Annotated in this window: 18 protein-coding genes and 1 pseudogene; 16 read left to right on the top strand and 3 right to left on the bottom strand. The window is 34.8% G+C overall.

The window, feature by feature from the left end; genetic code table 11:
- Positions 1-56: 56 nt before the first annotated feature.
- The 5 genes from rpsP to CD112_RS03425 all read left to right on the top strand — a co-directional run bounded on the left by rpsP (position 57) and on the right by CD112_RS03425 (position 2,635).
- The gene (rpsP, locus tag CD112_RS03405) at positions 57-335 is read left to right on the top strand and encodes a 30S ribosomal protein S16 (RefSeq protein ID WP_002480673.1); all 279 of its coding nucleotides are present in this window, start codon (positions 57-59) and stop codon (positions 333-335) included.
- 112 nt (positions 336-447) lie between these two features.
- Positions 448-951, top strand: coding sequence for a ribosome maturation factor RimM (gene rimM / locus CD112_RS03410; RefSeq protein WP_002480674.1), 504 nt, complete (start codon positions 448-450; stop codon positions 949-951).
- Positions 948-1,685, top strand: coding sequence for a tRNA (guanosine(37)-N1)-methyltransferase TrmD (gene trmD / locus CD112_RS03415; RefSeq protein WP_002480675.1), 738 nt, complete (start codon positions 948-950; stop codon positions 1,683-1,685). The genes rimM and trmD overlap by 4 nt, the downstream gene beginning before the upstream one ends.
- 105 nt (positions 1,686-1,790) lie before the next feature.
- Positions 1,791-2,141: a 50S ribosomal protein L19 gene (gene rplS / locus CD112_RS03420; RefSeq protein WP_103363861.1), complete on the top strand. Its 351-nt coding sequence runs from the start codon at positions 1,791-1,793 to the stop codon at positions 2,139-2,141.
- Positions 2,142-2,320: 179 nt separating this feature from the next.
- Positions 2,321-2,635, top strand: a complete 315-nt coding sequence (locus CD112_RS03425; protein ID WP_023015714.1) for a YxeA family protein — start codon at positions 2,321-2,323, stop codon at positions 2,633-2,635.
- A 56-nt stretch (positions 2,636-2,691) separates the two neighbouring features.
- Here the strand turns inward: CD112_RS03425 and CD112_RS03430 are convergent, their stop codons facing one another.
- Positions 2,692-4,323 carry a hypothetical protein gene (locus tag CD112_RS03430; protein ID WP_103363862.1) on the bottom strand — a complete coding sequence of 544 codons (1,632 nt, stop codon included), beginning with the start codon at positions 4,321-4,323 and terminating at the stop codon, positions 2,692-2,694.
- Between the two features lie 191 nt (positions 4,324-4,514).
- The gene (locus CD112_RS03435) at positions 4,515-7,127 is read right to left on the bottom strand and encodes a YfhO family protein (protein ID WP_103363863.1); all 2,613 of its coding nucleotides are present in this window, start codon (positions 7,125-7,127) and stop codon (positions 4,515-4,517) included.
- Between the two features lie 238 nt (positions 7,128-7,365).
- Here CD112_RS03435 and CD112_RS03440 point away from each other — a divergent pair, with 238 nt between their 5' ends.
- On the top strand, positions 7,366-8,220 hold the full coding sequence (locus tag CD112_RS03440; RefSeq protein ID WP_002480680.1) for an ABC transporter substrate-binding protein: 855 nt from the start codon (positions 7,366-7,368) through the stop codon (positions 8,218-8,220).
- A 133-nt stretch (positions 8,221-8,353) separates the two neighbouring features.
- On the top strand, positions 8,354-8,839 hold the full coding sequence (locus CD112_RS03445; RefSeq protein ID WP_103363864.1) for a GyrI-like domain-containing protein: 486 nt from the start codon (positions 8,354-8,356) through the stop codon (positions 8,837-8,839).
- A gap of 56 nt (positions 8,840-8,895) precedes the next feature.
- On the opposite strand, the gene CD112_RS03450 is transcribed toward CD112_RS03445, so the two are convergent.
- Positions 8,896-9,648: a DeoR/GlpR family DNA-binding transcription regulator gene (locus CD112_RS03450; protein WP_103363865.1), complete on the bottom strand. Its 753-nt coding sequence runs from the start codon at positions 9,646-9,648 to the stop codon at positions 8,896-8,898.
- Positions 9,649-9,814: 166 nt separating this feature from the next.
- Between CD112_RS03450 and CD112_RS03455 the strand changes: the two genes are divergently transcribed.
- From CD112_RS03455 to sucD, 9 genes and pseudogenes are all read left to right on the top strand, one after another.
- Complete coding sequence (locus CD112_RS03455; RefSeq protein WP_023015709.1) at positions 9,815-10,570, top strand: ABC transporter ATP-binding protein; 756 nt, start codon at positions 9,815-9,817, stop codon at positions 10,568-10,570.
- Complete coding sequence (locus CD112_RS03460) at positions 10,560-12,185, top strand: ABC transporter permease subunit (RefSeq protein WP_103363866.1); 1,626 nt, start codon at positions 10,560-10,562, stop codon at positions 12,183-12,185. Before CD112_RS03455 ends, CD112_RS03460 begins: the two co-directional genes overlap by 11 nt.
- Positions 12,182-13,192: an extracellular solute-binding protein gene (locus CD112_RS03465; RefSeq protein ID WP_103363867.1), complete on the top strand. Its 1,011-nt coding sequence runs from the start codon at positions 12,182-12,184 to the stop codon at positions 13,190-13,192. Before CD112_RS03460 ends, CD112_RS03465 begins: the two co-directional genes overlap by 4 nt.
- A gap of 15 nt (positions 13,193-13,207) precedes the next feature.
- Positions 13,208-14,308: a 2-aminoethylphosphonate--pyruvate transaminase gene (phnW, locus tag CD112_RS03470; RefSeq protein WP_103363868.1), complete on the top strand. Its 1,101-nt coding sequence runs from the start codon at positions 13,208-13,210 to the stop codon at positions 14,306-14,308.
- Between the two features lies 1 nt (position 14,309).
- Positions 14,310-15,095, top strand: a complete 786-nt coding sequence (gene phnX / locus CD112_RS03475; RefSeq protein ID WP_197709011.1) for a phosphonoacetaldehyde hydrolase — start codon at positions 14,310-14,312, stop codon at positions 15,093-15,095.
- Between the two features lie 130 nt (positions 15,096-15,225).
- Positions 15,226-16,095: a ribosome biogenesis GTPase YlqF gene (gene ylqF / locus CD112_RS03480; protein ID WP_103363869.1), complete on the top strand. Its 870-nt coding sequence runs from the start codon at positions 15,226-15,228 to the stop codon at positions 16,093-16,095.
- A pseudogene (rnhB, locus tag CD112_RS03485) lies at positions 16,095-16,865 on the top strand (ribonuclease HII). Before ylqF ends, rnhB begins: the two are co-directional and overlap by 1 nt.
- Before the next feature lie 229 nt (positions 16,866-17,094).
- Positions 17,095-18,261: an ADP-forming succinate--CoA ligase subunit beta gene (sucC, locus tag CD112_RS03490; RefSeq protein ID WP_002480685.1), complete on the top strand. Its 1,167-nt coding sequence runs from the start codon at positions 17,095-17,097 to the stop codon at positions 18,259-18,261.
- A gap of 20 nt (positions 18,262-18,281) precedes the next feature.
- Positions 18,282-19,196 (top strand): succinate--CoA ligase subunit alpha, encoded by a 915-nt coding sequence (gene sucD / locus CD112_RS03495; protein ID WP_023015699.1) that lies wholly within the window; start codon positions 18,282-18,284, stop codon positions 19,194-19,196.
- Positions 19,197-19,257 lie beyond the last annotated feature (61 nt).

Below are 19,257 nucleotides of genomic sequence, written 5' to 3' on the forward strand. Positions count from 1 at the left end.
TGTTATTATTATTTCTTGTAGAAAAGAAAACAAAGACTCAAAGGAGAGAATTATACATGGCAGTTAAAATTCGTTTAACACGTTTAGGCTCAAAAAGAAATCCATTCTACCGTATCGTAGCAGCAGATGCTCGTGCGCCACGTGATGGTCGTATCATCGAACAAATCGGAACTTATGATCCGGTTACTAAAGATGCGTCACAAACAGTTAAAATCGACGAAGAGTTAGCACTTAAATGGTTAGCTAACGGTGCGAAACCAACTGATACAGTTCACAATATCTTATCTAAAGAAGGTATTTTGAAAAAATTCGACGACCAACGTCAATCTAAGTAATTTAAGTTATAAGTTGCTTTAATCTCATAACCCTGAGACAATACACTTGTCTTAGGGTTATTGTTAAGTATTGGAGCTTTTTTCACGAGACCAAATATTGGAGGCAATGTGCATGAAAGTAGAAGTCGGTAAAATTGTAAATACACATGGGATAAAAGGTGAGGTACGTGTGAAATCTAACTCAGATTTTACAGACACACGCTTTCAACCTGGTGAAGTTTTGACATTGAATCACAAAGGCGAAGAAATTGCGTTAACAGTCGCTTCTTATCGTATGCACAAAGGGTTCCATATGTTGACATTTGAAGGTATCAACAACATTAATGATGTGGAGCACTTTAAAGGTGATATTCTGACACAAGAGCGTGATCATGAAGCAATTGAACTTGATGAACATGAGTTTTACTATTCCGACATTATCGGCTGCACAGTTTTTGATGGTGAAACACCGATTGGTCGTGTGAAAGAAATTTTTGAAACAGGTGCCAATGATGTATGGGTCGTTCAAGGTGATAAAGAGTACTTGATTCCCTATATTGCAGATGTTGTCCAAGAAGTAGATGTCTCTGGGCGCCGTATTCAAATTACGCCATTGGAAGGAATGTTCGACGAGTGAAAATTGATTATTTAACGCTGTTTCCAGAAATGTTTGATGGCGTATTAAATCATTCTATTTTAAAGCGTGCACAAGAGAAAGAGATTCTAACAGTGAATACCGTCAATTTCAGAGATTATGCGGTTAATAAACATAATCAAGTTGATGATTATCCATTCGGCGGTGGTCAAGGTATGGTATTGAAACCAGAACCTGTCTTTAATGCGATGAAAGACCTTGAGACGACAGAAAATACACGTGTGATATTAATGTGCCCACAAGGCAAACCCTTCTCACAAGCAGTGGCAGAAGAATTGAGCCAAGCAGAACACTTAGTGTTTATTTGTGGTCATTATGAAGGCTATGATGAACGTATCAGAGAACATTTAGTGACTGATGAAATCTCAATTGGAGATTATGTATTAACAGGTGGAGAATTGCCTGCGATGAGCATGACAGATGCGATTGTACGCTTGATTCCAGGTGTACTCGGCAATCAACAGTCACATCAAGATGACTCATTCTCTGATGGTTTATTAGAGTTTCCGCAATACACACGTCCAAGAGAATTTGAAGGTATGAAAGTACCAGACGTCTTATTATCAGGTAATCACGCAAACATTGATGCATGGCGACATGAACAAAAATTAATTAGAACATTTGTCAAAAGACCCGATTTACTAACAAAGTATCCATTAACATCAGAAGATGAAAAAATACTTGAAAACTACAAAAATCAATTGAAAACCAAATAGCAGTGTGCTAATATTATTTAAGTGTGCTAAGCACGAAAAATCACTATGATCCGCTGCTATTTTGTTGTCGAGGCAAGAACATAGTTTGAAGGAGAGAATAATAAAATGAGTAATCACAAATTAATCGAAGCAGTTACTAAATCACAATTACGCACAGACTTACCAAACTTCCGTGCCGGTGACACTGTACGTGTACACGTACGTATCGTCGAAGGTACTCGTGAACGTATCCAAGTCTTCGAAGGTGTCGTAATCAAACGTCGCGGTGGCGGAGTTTCAGAAACTTTCACAGTTCGTAAAATTTCATCTGGTGTAGGTGTGGAACGTACATTCCCATTACACACACCAAAAATTGAAAGAATCGAAGTAACTCGTCGCGGTAAAGTTAGACGTGCTAAACTTTACTACTTACGTAACTTACGTGGTAAAGCTGCTAGAATTAAAGAAATTCGCTAATTTTAGACAGATAGACATACGAGTAGACAAGACTGTTCCTAATCATGGAACAGTCTTTTTTTATGTAAATTGTCGTATGAAAATTCTGAAAAATTAGGTATAATAAAAGCATTCTATAAAATGAAGTCCTTATTTTTACTAGTACAACAAGAAAATCATCATAGAAGGAGTAAAAGTAAATGAAAAAGAAGGTTTTAGTAACGATTGCGATATTGTTATTCTTTGCGGTTGTCGCATTCAGTATTGTCAGGAATGAATTCACAGATCGTGTCAATCCGTTTCTAACTACAGAAAAATCATATGCGAAGGTTGAAAAAGGTACGCAATACTATGAAAATGTTCAAGCTTACTCAAAAGATGGAGAACGTGTGCCTTATAAGCTGACATTCAATGGTTTTGATCCTCAAAAAGAGAATGTCGTGATTATTCATAAAGGCAAGTATGTGAAAGAAATCCATTATCTCGATACATTGCCTAAAGATGTAAAAGAATAAGAACGATAAAAGAATCGCCATTTTAATAGAGAAGGCGATTCTTTTATTTATATAGTTTAGATAGAATTGTCACTATTCCAATCATCTGCACTTGGCTTTTGATGTGTGTGATATTGATGAATGATTTCATTGTATTCTCGTTGGTTATGTCCTCTGTATGCCCATAGTCTCACTTTAGAATAAACAATTTTGACATGTTTTAAAACATGTTTCGATTTTACATTGTTATACAATCCTTGTGCTTTCCACATTTGTACAGCATCCTTCAAGTCATCTTCTTTTGGCACCATTTTGATATTAGGAAGGATGACATCTTCGAAAATAGCAATCTCAACCATATATATAGGAATATCAAAGGATTCTCCTTGAAGGTTGATGTTACTTCTCAGAAACAGTAAACTGTCTTCGAATTTCTTATTTTCTATCCACTCCTCTGAAGTAGCGGCTTTAAACAATGCCATAAGTGTTGAAGGTAAATAGTAAGGGACAGTTTCATATAATGCATTTAGGGTTTGATAAGCTTCTTTTAACGTCGTATGTGTAAGATAATTATCGCTGATAGCAACCATGTGACTTTTATAATCTGTGTTTATCTTATCTTTTATAGATGCGCTGGTTTCATGTGCTTCAAAGTATGAATTATAAAGTTTGACCACAATTTTAATAGGGATAAATCCATATAAGTTTACAAGTGCTTCAAAGAATTTGATTTTAGTTTCAGTGTTTAAATCAGTAAGAATATTTGCCTGGATTTTATTATGCATCAAAGCTGGTAGAACCTTTTTGGCTTCCCCGACTGATAATCGATTATGGCACAAATCTTTTAATAACGCTTGTTGAAGGTCTTCATCTAAGGCTTGATCTGTAAAATCTTCAATCGACTGTTTAAGTATTTCTTCAGGCTGCAGACCACGTAAACTAAAATAACACTTTAAATGTTCAAATAAGTCACAAGGTAAATAAATCATACTGAGTTCAATGTCGCTAAACAAAATAAAGACCGCAATATTTTCACCAGGGAGTTCTGCACCTACAAAACTGTTTCTATCCTCATAAACCATATACGCAAAAAGTATACGTAAAGGTGGCACGATTTGAATTAGTTTTTCAAATAAGCCATAATCTCTTATCACTTTTTTGGTGATTAAGGTACACTTTTCAGAATCAGTCAGTTGATCATAATTTTTAATATTAGCCATCACACATATAAAGTCTAAATTTTTTGTGCTATAACGATCAGCTAAACATGTTTCAAAATCCATAGTTTCATATAATCTACGCTTTTTTTCTATTGAAGCTAAAGTTTCGATTTTTGTATGAACCCAATCTTCAAGCAAAGGTAAGGAGGAATATTTTTCATTTAAACAATAGTGGTTATAATCATTTAAAAATTCAGGTGAGAGGTAGTAGCGATCTTTAGCAATAGGGATGATATAGTATGTCGCTTTCAAATGAGTGAGTTGATAATAGTCTGTTCTAGAAAGTGTGATTATCGTAAGTGTGGAATTTAAAACAGACTCAAGTAATGCTTTTTCAGAAGCATTTAGAAGATGATCGAAATGATTCATTAATGTCTGATAGGAAATAGAGTTACTTTGAAGTGCTTTAGTAGAAAGTGAAGTGTTAAATTTTGGAAGTATGTGACTCAGATATTCGTGATTGGTGCTTTGGTAGTTACGTTCTTTCATGTTGTGTAATCAAACCTTTCTAGGCGAATGTTAATGGAGTAGAGATATAAAAATAGTATAAGTAAGAAGATAATAGGCTGTATATGCATAATCACAGACAGTAAAAAAAGCGTAAGTCATTGGTAAAAATAGTGTTGGGGATTAAAAAAACAGTGCGTATCCAAAATATAGAAGGATACACACTGTTTGTTTTATTGTTTCGTTTTGTTTCGTCTGAGTAAATAACGGCACCAGACCACGCTCAACACTAAACCTATTCCTATAATGACGATTAATGGTTTTAATATTGGCGGTTCATATTTTAAATAAATATCTGTTTGACCTTTCTTAGTTGGAATTACTGTCATAATGCCATTACCTTGTTTAACTTCATGTTTCTTACCATCGATTAACGCATACATTCCATTTCTATAGGCAGCAGGTAAGACAATATAACCTTGTGCTGATTTTGGTTTTTGAACGTGTAAGTTACGGTTATTCTTAGTAACTTTGACAGGAGTTAAAGTATCTTTAGTACGATTTAAAGTACTGTAATCTTCTCCATAAATACCTTTAAGCTTTAGACGATATTTACCTTTTGGTAGTTGTAACTTCAGTTCTGATGAAGCTTTAATACGCATAGTCACAGGGCTGACAAATCGTCGGTATTTGTAGTCTAAGCGATTACGTTTTTGTTTATATTCATTGATTTTTACGTAGTGTTCTGAAGCTGGTGCGATACGTTCAACATCCATTTCTACATACATATCTTGATACTTATTCGCAACAGATTCAGGCAGCTGCATAGTTAAACCACCATTGTTTTTTTGAACTTGAATATGTTTTTGATCTATTTGTTTTGCATCGCGTAATGTTGTCTTTGCTTTTCGTAGTAAGTTAGGGTTCGTTTTGAATGTTGAATTACCTTTTTTATCATCCCAAACAACGCCTTCTAACATGGCTTGTTCACGATCTAACGGTGATTTTAATTGATCCATATTAAATGTTTTGTTGGTAATATGTGCACTTGGATAATCAATTTGATTTTTTGAATGAACAAAGATTCTATCATCATGTTTGATTTTATCTTTTAGTTCGAAACCGTATGGTATGTTTTTATCTGATTCCATTTTGAAGCGGTCTGTGACATCCCATAAAGCCATTAAGTTAGCTCGATTATTAAATAAACGATAAGTACTGTTTTTATCAATCGGCATATTAATCTGCATCACATTATCATAATAATTAAGAATTTCACCATCAAAGATGCTTGAATAAAGCGAGATGCCGTTGTAGTTGTAAATGAATGGTGAGTTTAAACCATAAACACTCATATAATCAATACGCATTAAATCATCTTGATTTTCTTTTTGAATGGCTTTGATTTTTTTATTTAGCGGGTGACTGAAGTAATCATATTTTGTGACTTGTTTTACTTCTGCTTCATACTCAGACAAAATATTTTCTTTATATTCTTTTAACTGCCAGAATTGTTGGACTAAAATCAATGCGACTAACATAAGTTTCATCCAATGCTTCATCTGACCTTTATAAACAATTAATATCAATGCCAATACTGCAATGATGACAGCTGTGCTGATCCACCAATGCCATTCGCCTTCCGCATAACGTGATGAAATGATTAAGACTAAAACAGCTGGAATTGTTGCGGCAATTAAAGAAACGATAGACATTTCCGCTAAATATTGAATCATCAAAGCAACCAATATTGCGGCACTCATTGCCAGCATATAGACCCATCTACGTTGTGGAATAGAAAAGCCGTTAAAGAAACTATCAAATGGATTGGTAAATGAACCTAATAAGAAAATCCATGTCATAATCGCAAATAAACGATAGAAATAATGTTTGTATAGTTTAAATTGCAGTAGGGCAATCAAAACTAAAATCGATAATAAAATATGAAAACCTGATATAAATGTTTGTTTATCTGTGTTCAATAAATCTACAAAAAATGGATACTCTAATAATGGATTTTGTTTACGATCATTATGCAAGAATGAGCTGACACCTGTGTAAAATCCAAAACTAGCGACCATCAAACTTAGTAGTATAGTTACCACTGTAATATAAATCTTCTGTATGCGGTTTAAGATATCCTCTTTATAAACTGCGATAGTTCTATAAATTAAATAAGCACCGATAATAATAGCTTCATAGTAACTGAAATAAAAGTTCGACATCAGTGTTAAGCCTAAACCGATAATCAATAAAGCGGCTTTACGTTCTCTAAATAACTTTTCTACACCTAATATTGTCAACGGTAAGTAAATCAATACATCACCATAAAATGACCAAGTGAAGTTGAAATACATCATGACATTAGAAGCGGTGTATAAAATTGTAGCGATCAGTGCGGTATAACGTTTTAATTTAAAATAGCGCATCATATAGTAAGCAGCAATAAATGTCAAAATAGCTTTGACAATCGCAAAGAATAATTGGTTTCCTGGCCAAAATTCAATACTGCTTGGATTCATATGTAAGAGATGTTCGCCTAACCACACAAATAAAAAGTTTAAGTAGGTAAGTGGAGAGGTTGAATAATAATAAGCTAAATCTGCGATATAATCTCCGCCTAAACCGAAAGAAATATCGTAGAAACTTGAAAAGTGTGTGACTTGTTCATATAAGTATTTTTGAAATGGCATCATTTGTCTGAAACCATCGCCTGCACCACTGAATACAATTTGATGTTTCGTATAAGCGCGGATTGCAGGATAGAAAATAATCAGCATCATTAATGTGCCGATACCAGCAATTTTTAAAAAACGCACTAGGTTATGTTTTAGGGTGAATTTCATTTTTTGTCTCTCCTGAAATTAAAATGCATATGTAGAATTAGGTAATATACTACATATACCCTTTTTAATTTTAGCAGTAACGCGATTATAAAGGGAAATAAATCAACTAATATTAAAATTTTGTAAAGTATCATATTAACTTAATATGAATAATGTCTAACATATAGGGAATATAACTACCGGTAACAATTATATGGGAGTACTATCAATAACAAATCAATTTGGAGGTCTTAAACATATGGTTGAAGTAAGAAATGAATCAGGCATCACTCAAGTTGCGGAGAATGTGGACAGAGTTGCCGCATTAGAATTTTCATTCGTAGATGATTTATTAGCTTTAGATATTAAACCAGCTGCGATTGCTGATGATGGGAATAAAGAGAATTTATTTGAAGCAGTCAGAACACAGATTGGTGAATATGTTTCTTTAGGAGATAGAAACAATCCTGATTTAGATGCTTTAAGAGAAGCGGAACCACAATTAATTATTGCTGACGGTGAACGTCATCACAAAATCTATAGAGATTTAGAAAAAATTGCACCGACAATTTTACTTGAAAGCTTTGATGGCGATTATAAACAAAACTTAGAGTCATTCGAGTTAATCGGTAAAGCTGTATCAAAAGAACAAAAAGCGAAAACACGTGTCGCTGTGCATGAACAAAAAATCAAACAAATCGAAGAGGGTATTACTTTAGATAAAAGTTTAGGCACATTGGCTGCAGTAGTGACAGATAATCATATTGTAGGACATGATGCGAACAGTTATGTTGGTCAATTCTTAAAACGTCTTGGTTTCAAAATGGCAATCACTCAAGCAGATTCAAAAACGTATCCAGAATATAAAGATGGACCATATCTAAAATTAACGGATGAACAATTAAAAACATTAAATCCAGAACGTTTAATTTTAATGGTTGATGATGAAAATGCAGATGCATTAGAAGAATTACGTCAATCAGAAGTTTATAATTCAATCAATGCGAAGAAAAACGGACGTATTCATTTCGTAAACCGTGAATTATGGGCAAAATCACGTGGTTTAGTAGCGTCTGAACACATTGCAGAAGACTTAGCGAAATTCGAAGAATAAGTCTAAGTGAGATTAATACAAGTACCGAAAACATCTACCTTTTTCGGTGCTTGTATTTTTTTATGTCGTATTATAAAGAAAATAGGGTATTAAACACTAATCAAGTTTAATTGAAATGACGGGAGTGGCGTATATGGAATACGAAGTAAAGCATTTAAATGAATTAAAGGTTATTGGTTATTTGAGTAAATATGCGACGATGCAAGACGCGCAACAAAATTTACCGAAAGCATGGCAAAAATTTCATGAATCAGGTGAAGAACAAACTTTATCTGAATTAAGCAACCACCAATTAGAAGGATACTTAGGAGTGATTGTACCTACAGAAGCAGGGATGAATTACTTAATTGCGGTAACTTCTGATAATCAATTTGGATCAGGCTTGCATCCTTATGCTTTACCTCAAGGCGATTATATGGTTGTAAATGCTAAAGGACCTGTACCAGAATCAATCCAGCAAGTATGTCAAAAAGTGTTTAACCCTGAGTTCTTAGCAAGCGAAGGTTATCACATGGCTGAAGGACCAGCTTTTGAATTTTATCCACATGGAGATGTGACTTCATCAGATTATGAAGCACAAGTGTATGTGCCGGTGGTAAAGAAAGAAGAAAATAAATAATAAAATATACAAAACACAGACATGTTAATCATCTATACATGTCTGTGTTTTTGTATTTATATCACTTGGATTCCGGATTGTTCAAACTGTTCTTGTTGTTCATTGGTAATCTCATCATCTGTAATTAATTGGTTAAAGTCCTCTAACTCCCCAATTTTAGCAGTAACTACACGGTTAATTTTACTGCTGTCTGCGGTTAAGTATTTTTGTTGTGAAATATTCATTAAGCGTCTTCTAGTCTCAACTTCCTCGATACTATAATCTGTCACGCCATAGGGTACAGATAACCCACTACAACAAAAGAATCCTTTATTAATATTTAGATGTTCAAAATTGAAAAGAAAATCAAACTGAGTCAATGATTGTTCTGAACTTCTAACTTTCCCACCTATTGAAATCAATGTGTGATTATACTGCATACATTGGATTAAAACTGGAATCGAGTTAGTAACAATTGTTAAATGGCGTTTAGTTTCTAAGCCTTTTGCGATTTGTAGAGTAGTCGAACCACTATCTAAATAGATACAATCCCCGTCATCAATCAACTTTAAAGCTTTTTCAGCGATTAACTTTTTCTTAGTTAAATTACGATCTAAACGACGCTCAATCGCAGACTCTCCATTCGATTCTTTATTAAGTCTGATGCCTCCGTATTCTTTCTGTACTAATTCTAGTTTGACCAATTGTTGAATATCTCTTCGCAAAGTTTCCATAGAAATATTGAGTTCCTTATGTAATGTTTTTAGTTCTAAAAACTCTTGTTCTTCTAGTTTTTCAATGATTTTACTTCTTCTCTCAGTTGGCAACATTAGGCTCACTCCTTGAAAATTGTTAGTTTTATCATACCTTAAATTCAATGGGAGTAAACAGAGTTAGTAAAGAATTAGTCATAAGTAAATCGATACTTACACATTTTTAACACTGACTTAATATGCATCTCTTATACTTTGAGTAGATTAAAGCGGAGGTGCAAAAATGCTTAGTTTAAAAAACGTATCAAAAACATACGGAAAAGATGAAGTTTTAAAAGATATTAATTTAGATATAGAAGACGGTGAGATTGTAGCTTTACTTGGACCAAGTGGTTGTGGAAAAACAACGCTATTAAACATGATTTTAGGTTTAACAGAAGTAACAAAAGGTTCAATTCATTATAATGAGTCGCCAATTCATCATTTGCCAATGAAAAAAAGAGGTTTCAATATTGTGTTTCAAGATTATTGTCTATTTCCCCACTTGAATGCGCGAGACAATGTTTTTTATGGTCTTAAGAATATGAAAAAAGATCCTAACACCAAAGAAATCACAGATTTAATTGAATTATTAGAACTTAGACCACATCTTGATAAGAAAGTTCATGAGTTGTCTGGCGGTCAAAAGCAACGTGTTTCAATAGCACGTACCATAGTGATGCAACCTAAAGTTTTATTAATGGATGAACCGCTGAGTGCTTTAGATGGAATGATTAAAGAAAGAATCAAGAATATGATTGTAAGAGTTGCTAAATCAATGTCACTTACAACTATTATGGTGACACATGACCCAGAAGAAGCATTAACAATGGCAGATAAAATCGTAGTGATTCAAAATGGCAGCATTGCCCAGTTTGGAACACCTGAAGAAATTATTCATCAACCGAAATCAACTTTTGTTAAGCAGTTTATCTTAAATCAATTAGAAATTAAACGTCAACATATTTATCAATTGTTTGGTGAGCAACATGGTGCATAAGTTATGGAGTCAACGTATCATTCAAATTCTATTATTTGCTTTTTTTGTAATCTTTTTGATTATTCCAATCCTATTTTTACTGGGTCGTTCAATTATTGCTGATGGTCAAATCAGCAGCATTTATTTTAAAGAGGTATTGTCAAATCCTGAAGTTACAACAGCATTAATGCGAAGTTTGAAATTATCTTTGATTTCAGCTTTCACGACAGCAATCTTAGCGTTTTTAATAGCGTATGCACTTCAATTAACAGCTATAGCTAAATGGATAAAACGCTACACGCACAGTATGGTCATCTTACCTATGTTGGTACCTACAATTACTTATGGTTTCTTATTAATGTATTTGTTTGGTAATGAAGGATTGATTGCGAGATTAGTTGGACAACCTTTGTTTACGGTTTATGGCGAGAAGGGCATGTTAATTGGTTACGTGATTTATACGTTGCCAGCGGCATTTATCATTATTAATAATGCGTTTAATTATGTAGATCACCGCTTCTTCTATGTGTCGGAATTATTACATGATAAAGGACCACGAGCTTTCTACCATACAACTTTCAGACCTTTAATGATTCCGATAGGTAATGCGTTTATACTGTCCTTTATTTTAAGTTTTACTGATTTCGGTATTCCCGCTTCCATCGGTGCAGATGATACAGTTATCTCAATTTTACTGTATCAAACCATATTAGGTTCTATACCGAAGTTTGCACAAGGTGCAGTACTTGCATTCTTAATGTTAATACCAGCTATCTTAGGTTTTGTATTTTTATCAGTACTAGAAAGATGGAATGTAGAACATCGATCTGCACAACAATTTGAATTAAATAAAAAACCGCTTCGTGACATTTCTATTGGTGTGATTGTCTTTGTGATTAGTAGTATGATTCTCTTAATTTTTTTAGTCATGTTTATTGTGCCGTTCACTGAGAATTATCCGTACAATAACAAGTTCACATTAAAGCATATCCTAAATTTATTGAATGATGAAATTTTAGTGCGTGTTTATCTACAATCTATATTTGTAGCTGTAACTACTGCAGTTTTTGGAACAATTATTGCATTCTTCAGCGCCATGATTAGTGTTCGTACTAAGTTAAAAGGACGACGTATGATTAATGTCATTGCAATGTTGACGAATACAGTGCCAGGCATGATTTTAGGTCTTGCATATTTATTGTTCTTTCAAGGGACTACTATCAAAAATACGTTCTTGATTGTAATCATCAGTATTGTTGTTCATTATTTCACCACGCCATATTTGATGGCAAAAGGTGCAATGGACAAACTGGATAAGACTTGGGATGTTACTAGTTCATTATTAAGAGATAGTTGGTTTGACACGATATTCAAAATCATTTTACCTAATATGAAATCAACCATTATAGAGATGCTGAATTATTACTTTATTAATGCAATGGTGACGATCAGCGGTGTTATTTTCTTAGTTTCAACTTCAACACAAATTGTATCTACACAAATTAATCAACTTCAGCATTTCAACAGATTTACAGATATCTTCATTTTGTCGATATTGATTTTATTAACAAATGTGGCGGTACGTATTTTCAGTCATTTTTGGCTGCAATTTGATCAAAGGAGGAACTTGCGATGAAATTTAAGATAATCATGACTGCCATATTTTGTGCTGTATTGCTTTATTTTTCTTATGTTGGATTTGGCGCAAGTTCAAACAAAATTATAATTCAAACGAATGCAGATGAAAAAGCCATCGCCGCAATGAAAAAAGCACTTGATACTCACGGATATCGCGGAGAGTATTTGATTCAACCACAATCCACTTCTGAATTGGGTGGGAAAATCATGGCTGAAGGGAAGCATCTTGATGCAGATATTGTAACTCAAGCAAGCTATTACTTAGAAAGTGCACAACAAGAACATGATATGTTTGTACCTTTATCAAATCGTATGTCGAAGAATGAGATTAAGCCATATCCTAATTATATGGCACCTATACTCGGAAATATGGGATCGCTATTTGTGAATACAGAAGCATTTAAAGAGAAAAATTTGCCTGTACCTCATTCAATTAAAGATCTGACAAAACCCCAATATAAAAATGAAATATCATTTCCTAATATCATGGACTCCTCAACAGGATGGTTGCTCATACAAGGTGTCTTAAATGAGTATGGTGAACAAGAAGGACAAAAAATATTGAAACAATTGATTATTAATGCAGGACCGCATCTTGAAAGTTCAGGTTCGGGACCTTTGAAAAAAGTACAATCAGGAGAAGCCTCAATAGGTGCTGGTTTAAGAAACCAAGCTATTGATGCTGAACAAGAAGGACAGCCTATTAAACATATAGACCCGACAGAGGGTAATTTTGCATTAACAGAAGCAGCTGCAGTAGTTAAAAAAGGTGGTAAACGTCAGCAAAAAGCAGAAAAAATGGTTGAAGTCATTCAAAAATATGGCCGACAAGATTTATTGAAAGAATATCCAGTCCCGTTATATAAAGGGGAGTCTGTTGATTCTGAGATGAAACCAAGTAGACCTGAATCGTGGCCAAAATCACTAACTGTAGATTTATTAGATAAACATCAAACTATTTTTAAAGAAGCGAAAAAAGAAGCAGATATTGAAAAAAATAAATAAAAGGAGTGGGTAAGGGTGACAAAGCAATATAAATTATTAACGCCTGGTCCATTGACTACAACACAAACGGTAAAAGAACAGATGTTGGAAGATCGATGTACTTGGGACGATGCATATAAAAATTTAACACAAACTATACGTCAAAACTTATTGGAGATTGCAGAAGCAAATCCTGAAACCTATACAACAGTGCTACAACAAGGTAGTGGTAGTTTTGTTGTTGAAAGTGTTCTACAAACAGCATTAAGTGAGAAAGATCATGTGCTAATTATTAGTAATGGGGCTTACGGTAATCGCATGATTGAAATGGCGCAACGTATCAATAAACGTGTTACAGCTGTAAAAGTAGATTTTGAAAACATACCAGATTTTCAACATGTCGAAGCGGTGGTGCAGGACAATCCATCAATCACACATATTGCAATGGTCCATTGTGAAACGACAACAGGGATATTGAATCCACTCTTACCTTTTACAGAAATTGCGGAGAAATATAATTTGATTACGATTGTAGATGCGATGAGTAGTTTTGGCGGCATACCGATACATGTAGAAGAATTAAATATAGATTATTTAATCAGCAGTGCGAATAAGTGTATTCAAGGTGTGCCTGGGTTTGGTTTTGTCATTGCAAAACAGGCTACACTTAATAATACAAAAGGGAATGCACAGAGTTTAGCCTTAGACTTATATGATCAATGGCAGACAATGGAACAAGATAAAGGAAAATGGCGCTATACTTCACCTACACACGTTGTCGCAGCATTTCATCAAGCATTAATAGAACTTGATAAAGAAGGTGGGGTCGAGGCAAGATATAACAGATATCGTGAACTTAATGAATATCTAAGAAAGCATTTATCTGAAATTGGATTCGAACCTTATATCGAGGATGCAAATCAATCACCTATCATCACAACATTTTTATACCCGTATGAAACGTTTGACTTTAATGATTTTTATCAAAAGATGAAAGAGGTTGGATTTATACTCTATCCAGGGAAGTTGATGGATACACCGTCTTTCAGAATTGGGAACATTGGTGATTTAGAAATAGAAGATTTATACAATTTAATCGGAAATATCCGCAAGTATCTTTTAGAGGAGGCTGAATAACATGATAAACAAAATAGAAGGTGTTATTTTTGACTGGGCAGGCACAATGGTAGATTTTGGGTGTTTTGCACCGGTACATGTTTTTGTAGATATTTTTAAAGATGCAGGTATTGAAGTTACAATCGAAGAAGCTAGAGAACCAATGGGCATGTTAAAACGCGATCATATTCAAGCGATGTTAGAAATGCCGAGAATACAAAAGCTATGGGAAGAAACATATCAACGAAAAGCAACAGAGGAAGATATTGACAATTTATACGCTAAATTTGAAACGCAATTAATGGAGACGCTCGAAAACTTTACTACGCCTATTCAAGGTGCAGTAGACACAGCGAATTGGTTAAAAGCAAAAGGTATTAAAGTGGGGTCAACCACAGGTTACACATCAGAAATGATGGAAGTCGTTAAGAAACACGCAGCTCTTCAAGGGTATGAACCTGATTTTATTGCGACAGCTGATTTAGTTGGAGGTTATGGTCGCCCATATCCTTATATGATTTTCAAAAACATGGAACAACTTGTACTACAGAATGTGAAACATGTATTAAAAGTAGGAGATACAGTTTCTGATATTCAAGAAGGTGTCAATGCAGGAGTGATTACTGTTGGTGTGATTAAAGGCAGTTCTCTTGCAGGTTATAATGAAGAAGATTGGCGCCATTTATCGATTGATGAACGCACAGAAATTGGTAAAAAAGTAAAAGAAAAATTCGAAGCAAATGGTGCAGATCATGTAATATACAGTATTGAAGAATTACCAAGATTAATCGAAGAAATAAATGTATAAGATGAAACAGAAACTCAAGCACTTAATCAGTTGTTTGGGTTTCTTTTTTCATTTTTTCAAGACTTCTAAAATATAGTATAATAGAGAGAATGTAAAATAGAGTAAAGCGATGAATGAAAGGTGATGAAACATGGTTATTCAATGGTATCCAGGGCATATGGCGAAAGCTAAACGTGAAGTGTCCGAACAGTTAAAGAAAGTGGATGTGGTCTTTGAATTAGTAGACGCACGTATTCCTTACAGTTCAAGAAACCCGATGATTGATGAAGTGATTCAAAATAAACCACGCGTGGTTATTTTAAATAAAAAAGATATGGCGAATTTAAATGAAACAGCCAAATGGGAAGACTATTTCAGAAGTAAAGGTTATTTCCCAGTATCAGTAGATGCGAAGCATGGTAAAGGCTTGAAATCAGTAGAACAAGCGGCTGTACAAGCGACAAAAGAAAAGTTCGAACGTGATAAAGCGAAAGGGTTAAAACCACGTGCAATCCGTGCCATGATTGTAGGTATTCCAAATGTAGGTAAATCTACGTTAATTAATAAACTTGCGAATAAAGCTATTGCGAAAACAGGTAATACACCAGGTGTAACGAAACAACAACAATGGATTAAAGTAGGTAAATCACTGCAATTATTAGATACACCAGGGATTTTATGGCCGAAGTTCGAAGATCAAATAGTTGGTAAGAAATTAAGTTTAACAGGTGCGATTAAAGACAGTATCGTACACTTAGATGACGTTGCCATTTTTGGTTTAGAGTTCTATAAAGCACACGCGCTAGAAGCATTACAAAAACATTATAATATTGATTTAGATGCTGAAGCTGAAAATATTGAATGGTTTGATGCGATTGGACGTCGACGTGGTCTATTACAACGCGGCAATGAAGTGGATTATGAATCAGTCATTGAATTAATTATCAATGATATTAGAAATGCGAAACTTGGTACGCAAAGTTTTGATATTTATAAAGAGATGGCAGATGAAATTAAATAATGGGACATTCAATCAAAGCAATTAAAGAAGCGTTAAAAGATGTTAAAACTTTAGCTGAACTGGAAACACTTGAATGGCATCAAGATGAAAGAAAAGGTGTACAGCAAGCTTTATTAAGTCGTAAAAGACAATTAGAAAAAGAAGCGGCACTTGTTGAGCAGTACCAAGAAATGTCGTTATATGAAAATGGTATTTTAGCGCATGACAATAAGGCGATTATTTGCGGTATAGATGAAGTCGGCAGAGGACCTTTAGCTGGTCCAGTAGTCGCATGTGCTGTGGTATTAAATGAAGGGCATGCATATTATGGCTTAAATGATTCAAAGAAAGTTTCGGCTGCTAAACGTGCACAGTTGAAATCTGCGCTAGAAGCAGAAGCGACATATGCTTACGGAATTGCCACTCCAGAAGAAATCGATGATTTAAATATTTATCAAGCAACGTAAGTGGCGATGATACGTGCGATTGAAGCTTTATCTATCAAACCGACGCATTTATTGATTGATGCGATGGAATTACCGTTAGATATTGAACAAACTTCTATCATTAAAGGTGACGCAAAAAGTGTGTCCATAGCAGCAGCCAGTATCATGGCAAAAGAATACCGTGATGCTTATATGCGTGAACTCGCAAAACAGCATCCGGGATATGATTTTGAACATAATGTCGGTTATGGCACAAAAGCACATTTAGCAGGAATTGATAAATTAGGTGTGATTCCAGAACATCGTAAATCATTTGAACCGATTAAATCTCTTACAACAAAATAGTTTTAAAAATAAGGTTGGTGCAAATTGTAATATTTGTTTCCAACCTTGTGTAATATTCAGATTAATTTGAAAAAAAGATAGAATAGTTGCAATATCACACTTCGCGAGGATTCGAGATAAAGTCTAAAAGTTAACAAAATTGACAAAAATAGCCGCTTTCAGTTTACAATAGCGCTTACATTTTCTATAATTAACAGTGTACTTAACCTAAGAAACAGGAGGATGGAGAATGAATATCCACGAGTATCAAGGAAAACAAATCTTTCGTTCAATGGGCGTTCCAGTTCCAGAAGGACGTGTAGCATTCACTGCTGAAGAAGCAGTAGACAAAGCTAAAGAATTAGACACTGATGTTTATGTTGTAAAAGCACAAATCCACGCTGGGGGTAGAGGTAAAGCTGGCGGTGTTAAAATCGCTAAGTCATTATCTGAAGTGGAAGCTTACGCTAATGAATTATTAGGTAAAACACTTGTAACTCACCAAACAGGTCCACAAGGTAAAGAAGTTAAACGTTTATACATTGAAGAGGGCTGCGATATTCAAAAAGAATATTATGTCGGATTCGTTATCGACCGTGCAACAGATCGTGTAACGTTAATGGCATCTGAAGAAGGCGGTACTGAAATTGAAGAAGTAGCGGCTAAAACGCCAGAAAAAATCTTCAAAGAAACAATCGATCCTGTTGTTGGTTTAGCACCATACCAAGCACGTCGTATTGCATTCAACATTAATATTCCAAAAGAATCAATCAACAAAGCGGCTAAATTCTTAATCGCTTTATACAATGTATTTATCGAAAAAGATGCATCAATCGTTGAAATCAACCCATTAGTTACAACTGGTGACGGTGATGTTTTAGCATTAGATGCGAAAATCAACTTTGACGATAACGCATTATTCAGACACAAAGACATTTTAGAATTACGTGATTTAGAAGAAGAAGATCCAAAAGAAATCGAAGCTTCTAAATATGATTTATCATACATCGCTTTAGATGGCGACATCGGCTGCATGGTTAACGGTGCAGGTTTAGCGATGGCTACAATGGATACAATCAATCATTTTGGCGGAAATCCGGCTAACTTCTTAGACGTAGGCGGCGGCGCTACGAAAGAAAAAGTTACTGAAGCATTCAAAATCATCTTAGGTGATGATCATGTTAAAGGTATCTTTGTTAATATCTTCGGCGGAATCATGCGTTGTGATGTTATCGCAGAAGGTATCGTAGCAGCAGTTAAAGAAGTCGACTTAACATTACCTTTAGTAGTTCGTCTTGAAGGTACAAATGTTGAAATCGGTAAACAAATCTTAAAAGATTCAGGTTTAGCAATTGAGCCAGCAGCAACTATGGCTGAAGGCGCTCAAAAAATTGTCAAACTTGTCAAAGAAGTCTAAGGAAAGGATGAGACACTAAGATGAGCGTATATGTAGATAAGAACACAAAAGTAATTGTACAAGGTATCACTGGGTCTACAGCCCTTTTCCATACGAAACAAATGCTTGAATATGGTACTCAAATCGTTGCTGGGGTAACTCCTGGTAAAGGTGGTCAAGTTGTTGAAGGTGTACCAGTATTCAACACTGTAGAAGAAGCGAAAAAAGAAACAGGTGCAAACGTATCAGTTATTTACGTACCAGCACCATTCGCAGCTGACGCAATTTTAGAATGTGCTGATGCTGAATTAGATTTAGCAATCTGTATTACAGAACACATTCCTGTATTAGACATGGTTAAAGTTAAACGTTACTTAGAAGATAAACACACTCGTTTAATCGGACCAAACTGCCCAGGTGTTATTTCACCAGATGATTGTAAAATCGGTATTATGCCTGGCTACATCCACAAAAAAGGCCACGTAGGTGTTGTATCTCGTTCAGGTACATTAACTTACGAAGCAGTGCATCAATTAACTGAAGAAGGCATTGGTCAAACTACAGCGGTAGGTATCGGTGGCGACCCAGTCAACGGTACAAACTTTATCGATGTATTAGATGCATTCAATAAAGACGAAGACACTAAAGCTGTCGTAATGATCGGTGAAATCGGCGGTACTGCTGAGGAAGAAGCGGCTGAATGGATTAGTAAAAATATGACAAAACCAGTTGTAGGATTCATTGGTGGTCAAACAGCACCTCCAGGAAAACGTATGGGTCACGCTGGTGCGATTATTTCTGGCGGTAAAGGTACTGCTAAAGAAAAAATCAAAACATTGAATGACAATGGTGTTAAAACTGCAGATACACCTTCTGAAATTGGTTCAACATTAATTGAAGCAGCTAAAGAAGCAGGTATCTATGAAGAGTTATTAACAGTTAAAAAAGACGCGTAATTCACTGCGTTTTATAAACCAGGCATGGATTTGTACTTAGATACAAGTCTGTGCCCTTTTT

Source organism: Staphylococcus simulans (genome assembly GCF_002902285.1).
GTDB lineage: Bacteria > Bacillota > Bacilli > Staphylococcales > Staphylococcaceae > Staphylococcus > Staphylococcus simulans.

Bases quoted from the DNA above. Each gene is read 5' to 3' on its own strand.
- rpsP (WP_002480673.1), top strand. From the start codon at position 57: ATGGCAGTTAAAATTCGTTTAACACGTTTAGGCTCAAAAAGAAATCCA.
- rimM (WP_002480674.1), top strand. From the start codon at position 448: ATGAAAGTAGAAGTCGGTAAAATTGTAAATACACATGGGATAAAAGGT.
- rplS (WP_103363861.1), top strand. From the start codon at position 1,791: ATGAGTAATCACAAATTAATCGAAGCAGTTACTAAATCACAATTACGC.
- CD112_RS03425 (WP_023015714.1), top strand. From the start codon at position 2,321: ATGAAAAAGAAGGTTTTAGTAACGATTGCGATATTGTTATTCTTTGCG.
- CD112_RS03430 (WP_103363862.1), bottom strand. From the start codon at position 4,323: ATGAAAGAACGTAACTACCAAAGCACCAATCACGAATATCTGAGTCAC.
- CD112_RS03435 (WP_103363863.1), bottom strand. From the start codon at position 7,127: ATGAAATTCACCCTAAAACATAACCTAGTGCGTTTTTTAAAAATTGCT.
- CD112_RS03440 (WP_002480680.1), top strand. From the start codon at position 7,366: ATGGTTGAAGTAAGAAATGAATCAGGCATCACTCAAGTTGCGGAGAAT.
- CD112_RS03445 (WP_103363864.1), top strand. From the start codon at position 8,354: ATGGAATACGAAGTAAAGCATTTAAATGAATTAAAGGTTATTGGTTAT.
- CD112_RS03450 (WP_103363865.1), bottom strand. From the start codon at position 9,648: ATGTTGCCAACTGAGAGAAGAAGTAAAATCATTGAAAAACTAGAAGAA.
- CD112_RS03455 (WP_023015709.1), top strand. From the start codon at position 9,815: ATGCTTAGTTTAAAAAACGTATCAAAAACATACGGAAAAGATGAAGTT.
- CD112_RS03460 (WP_103363866.1), top strand. From the start codon at position 10,560: ATGGTGCATAAGTTATGGAGTCAACGTATCATTCAAATTCTATTATTT.
- CD112_RS03465 (WP_103363867.1), top strand. From the start codon at position 12,182: ATGAAATTTAAGATAATCATGACTGCCATATTTTGTGCTGTATTGCTT.
- phnX (WP_197709011.1), top strand. From the start codon at position 14,310: ATGATAAACAAAATAGAAGGTGTTATTTTTGACTGGGCAGGCACAATG.
- ylqF (WP_103363869.1), top strand. From the start codon at position 15,226: ATGGTTATTCAATGGTATCCAGGGCATATGGCGAAAGCTAAACGTGAA.
- sucC (WP_002480685.1), top strand. From the start codon at position 17,095: ATGAATATCCACGAGTATCAAGGAAAACAAATCTTTCGTTCAATGGGC.
- sucD (WP_023015699.1), top strand. From the start codon at position 18,282: ATGAGCGTATATGTAGATAAGAACACAAAAGTAATTGTACAAGGTATC.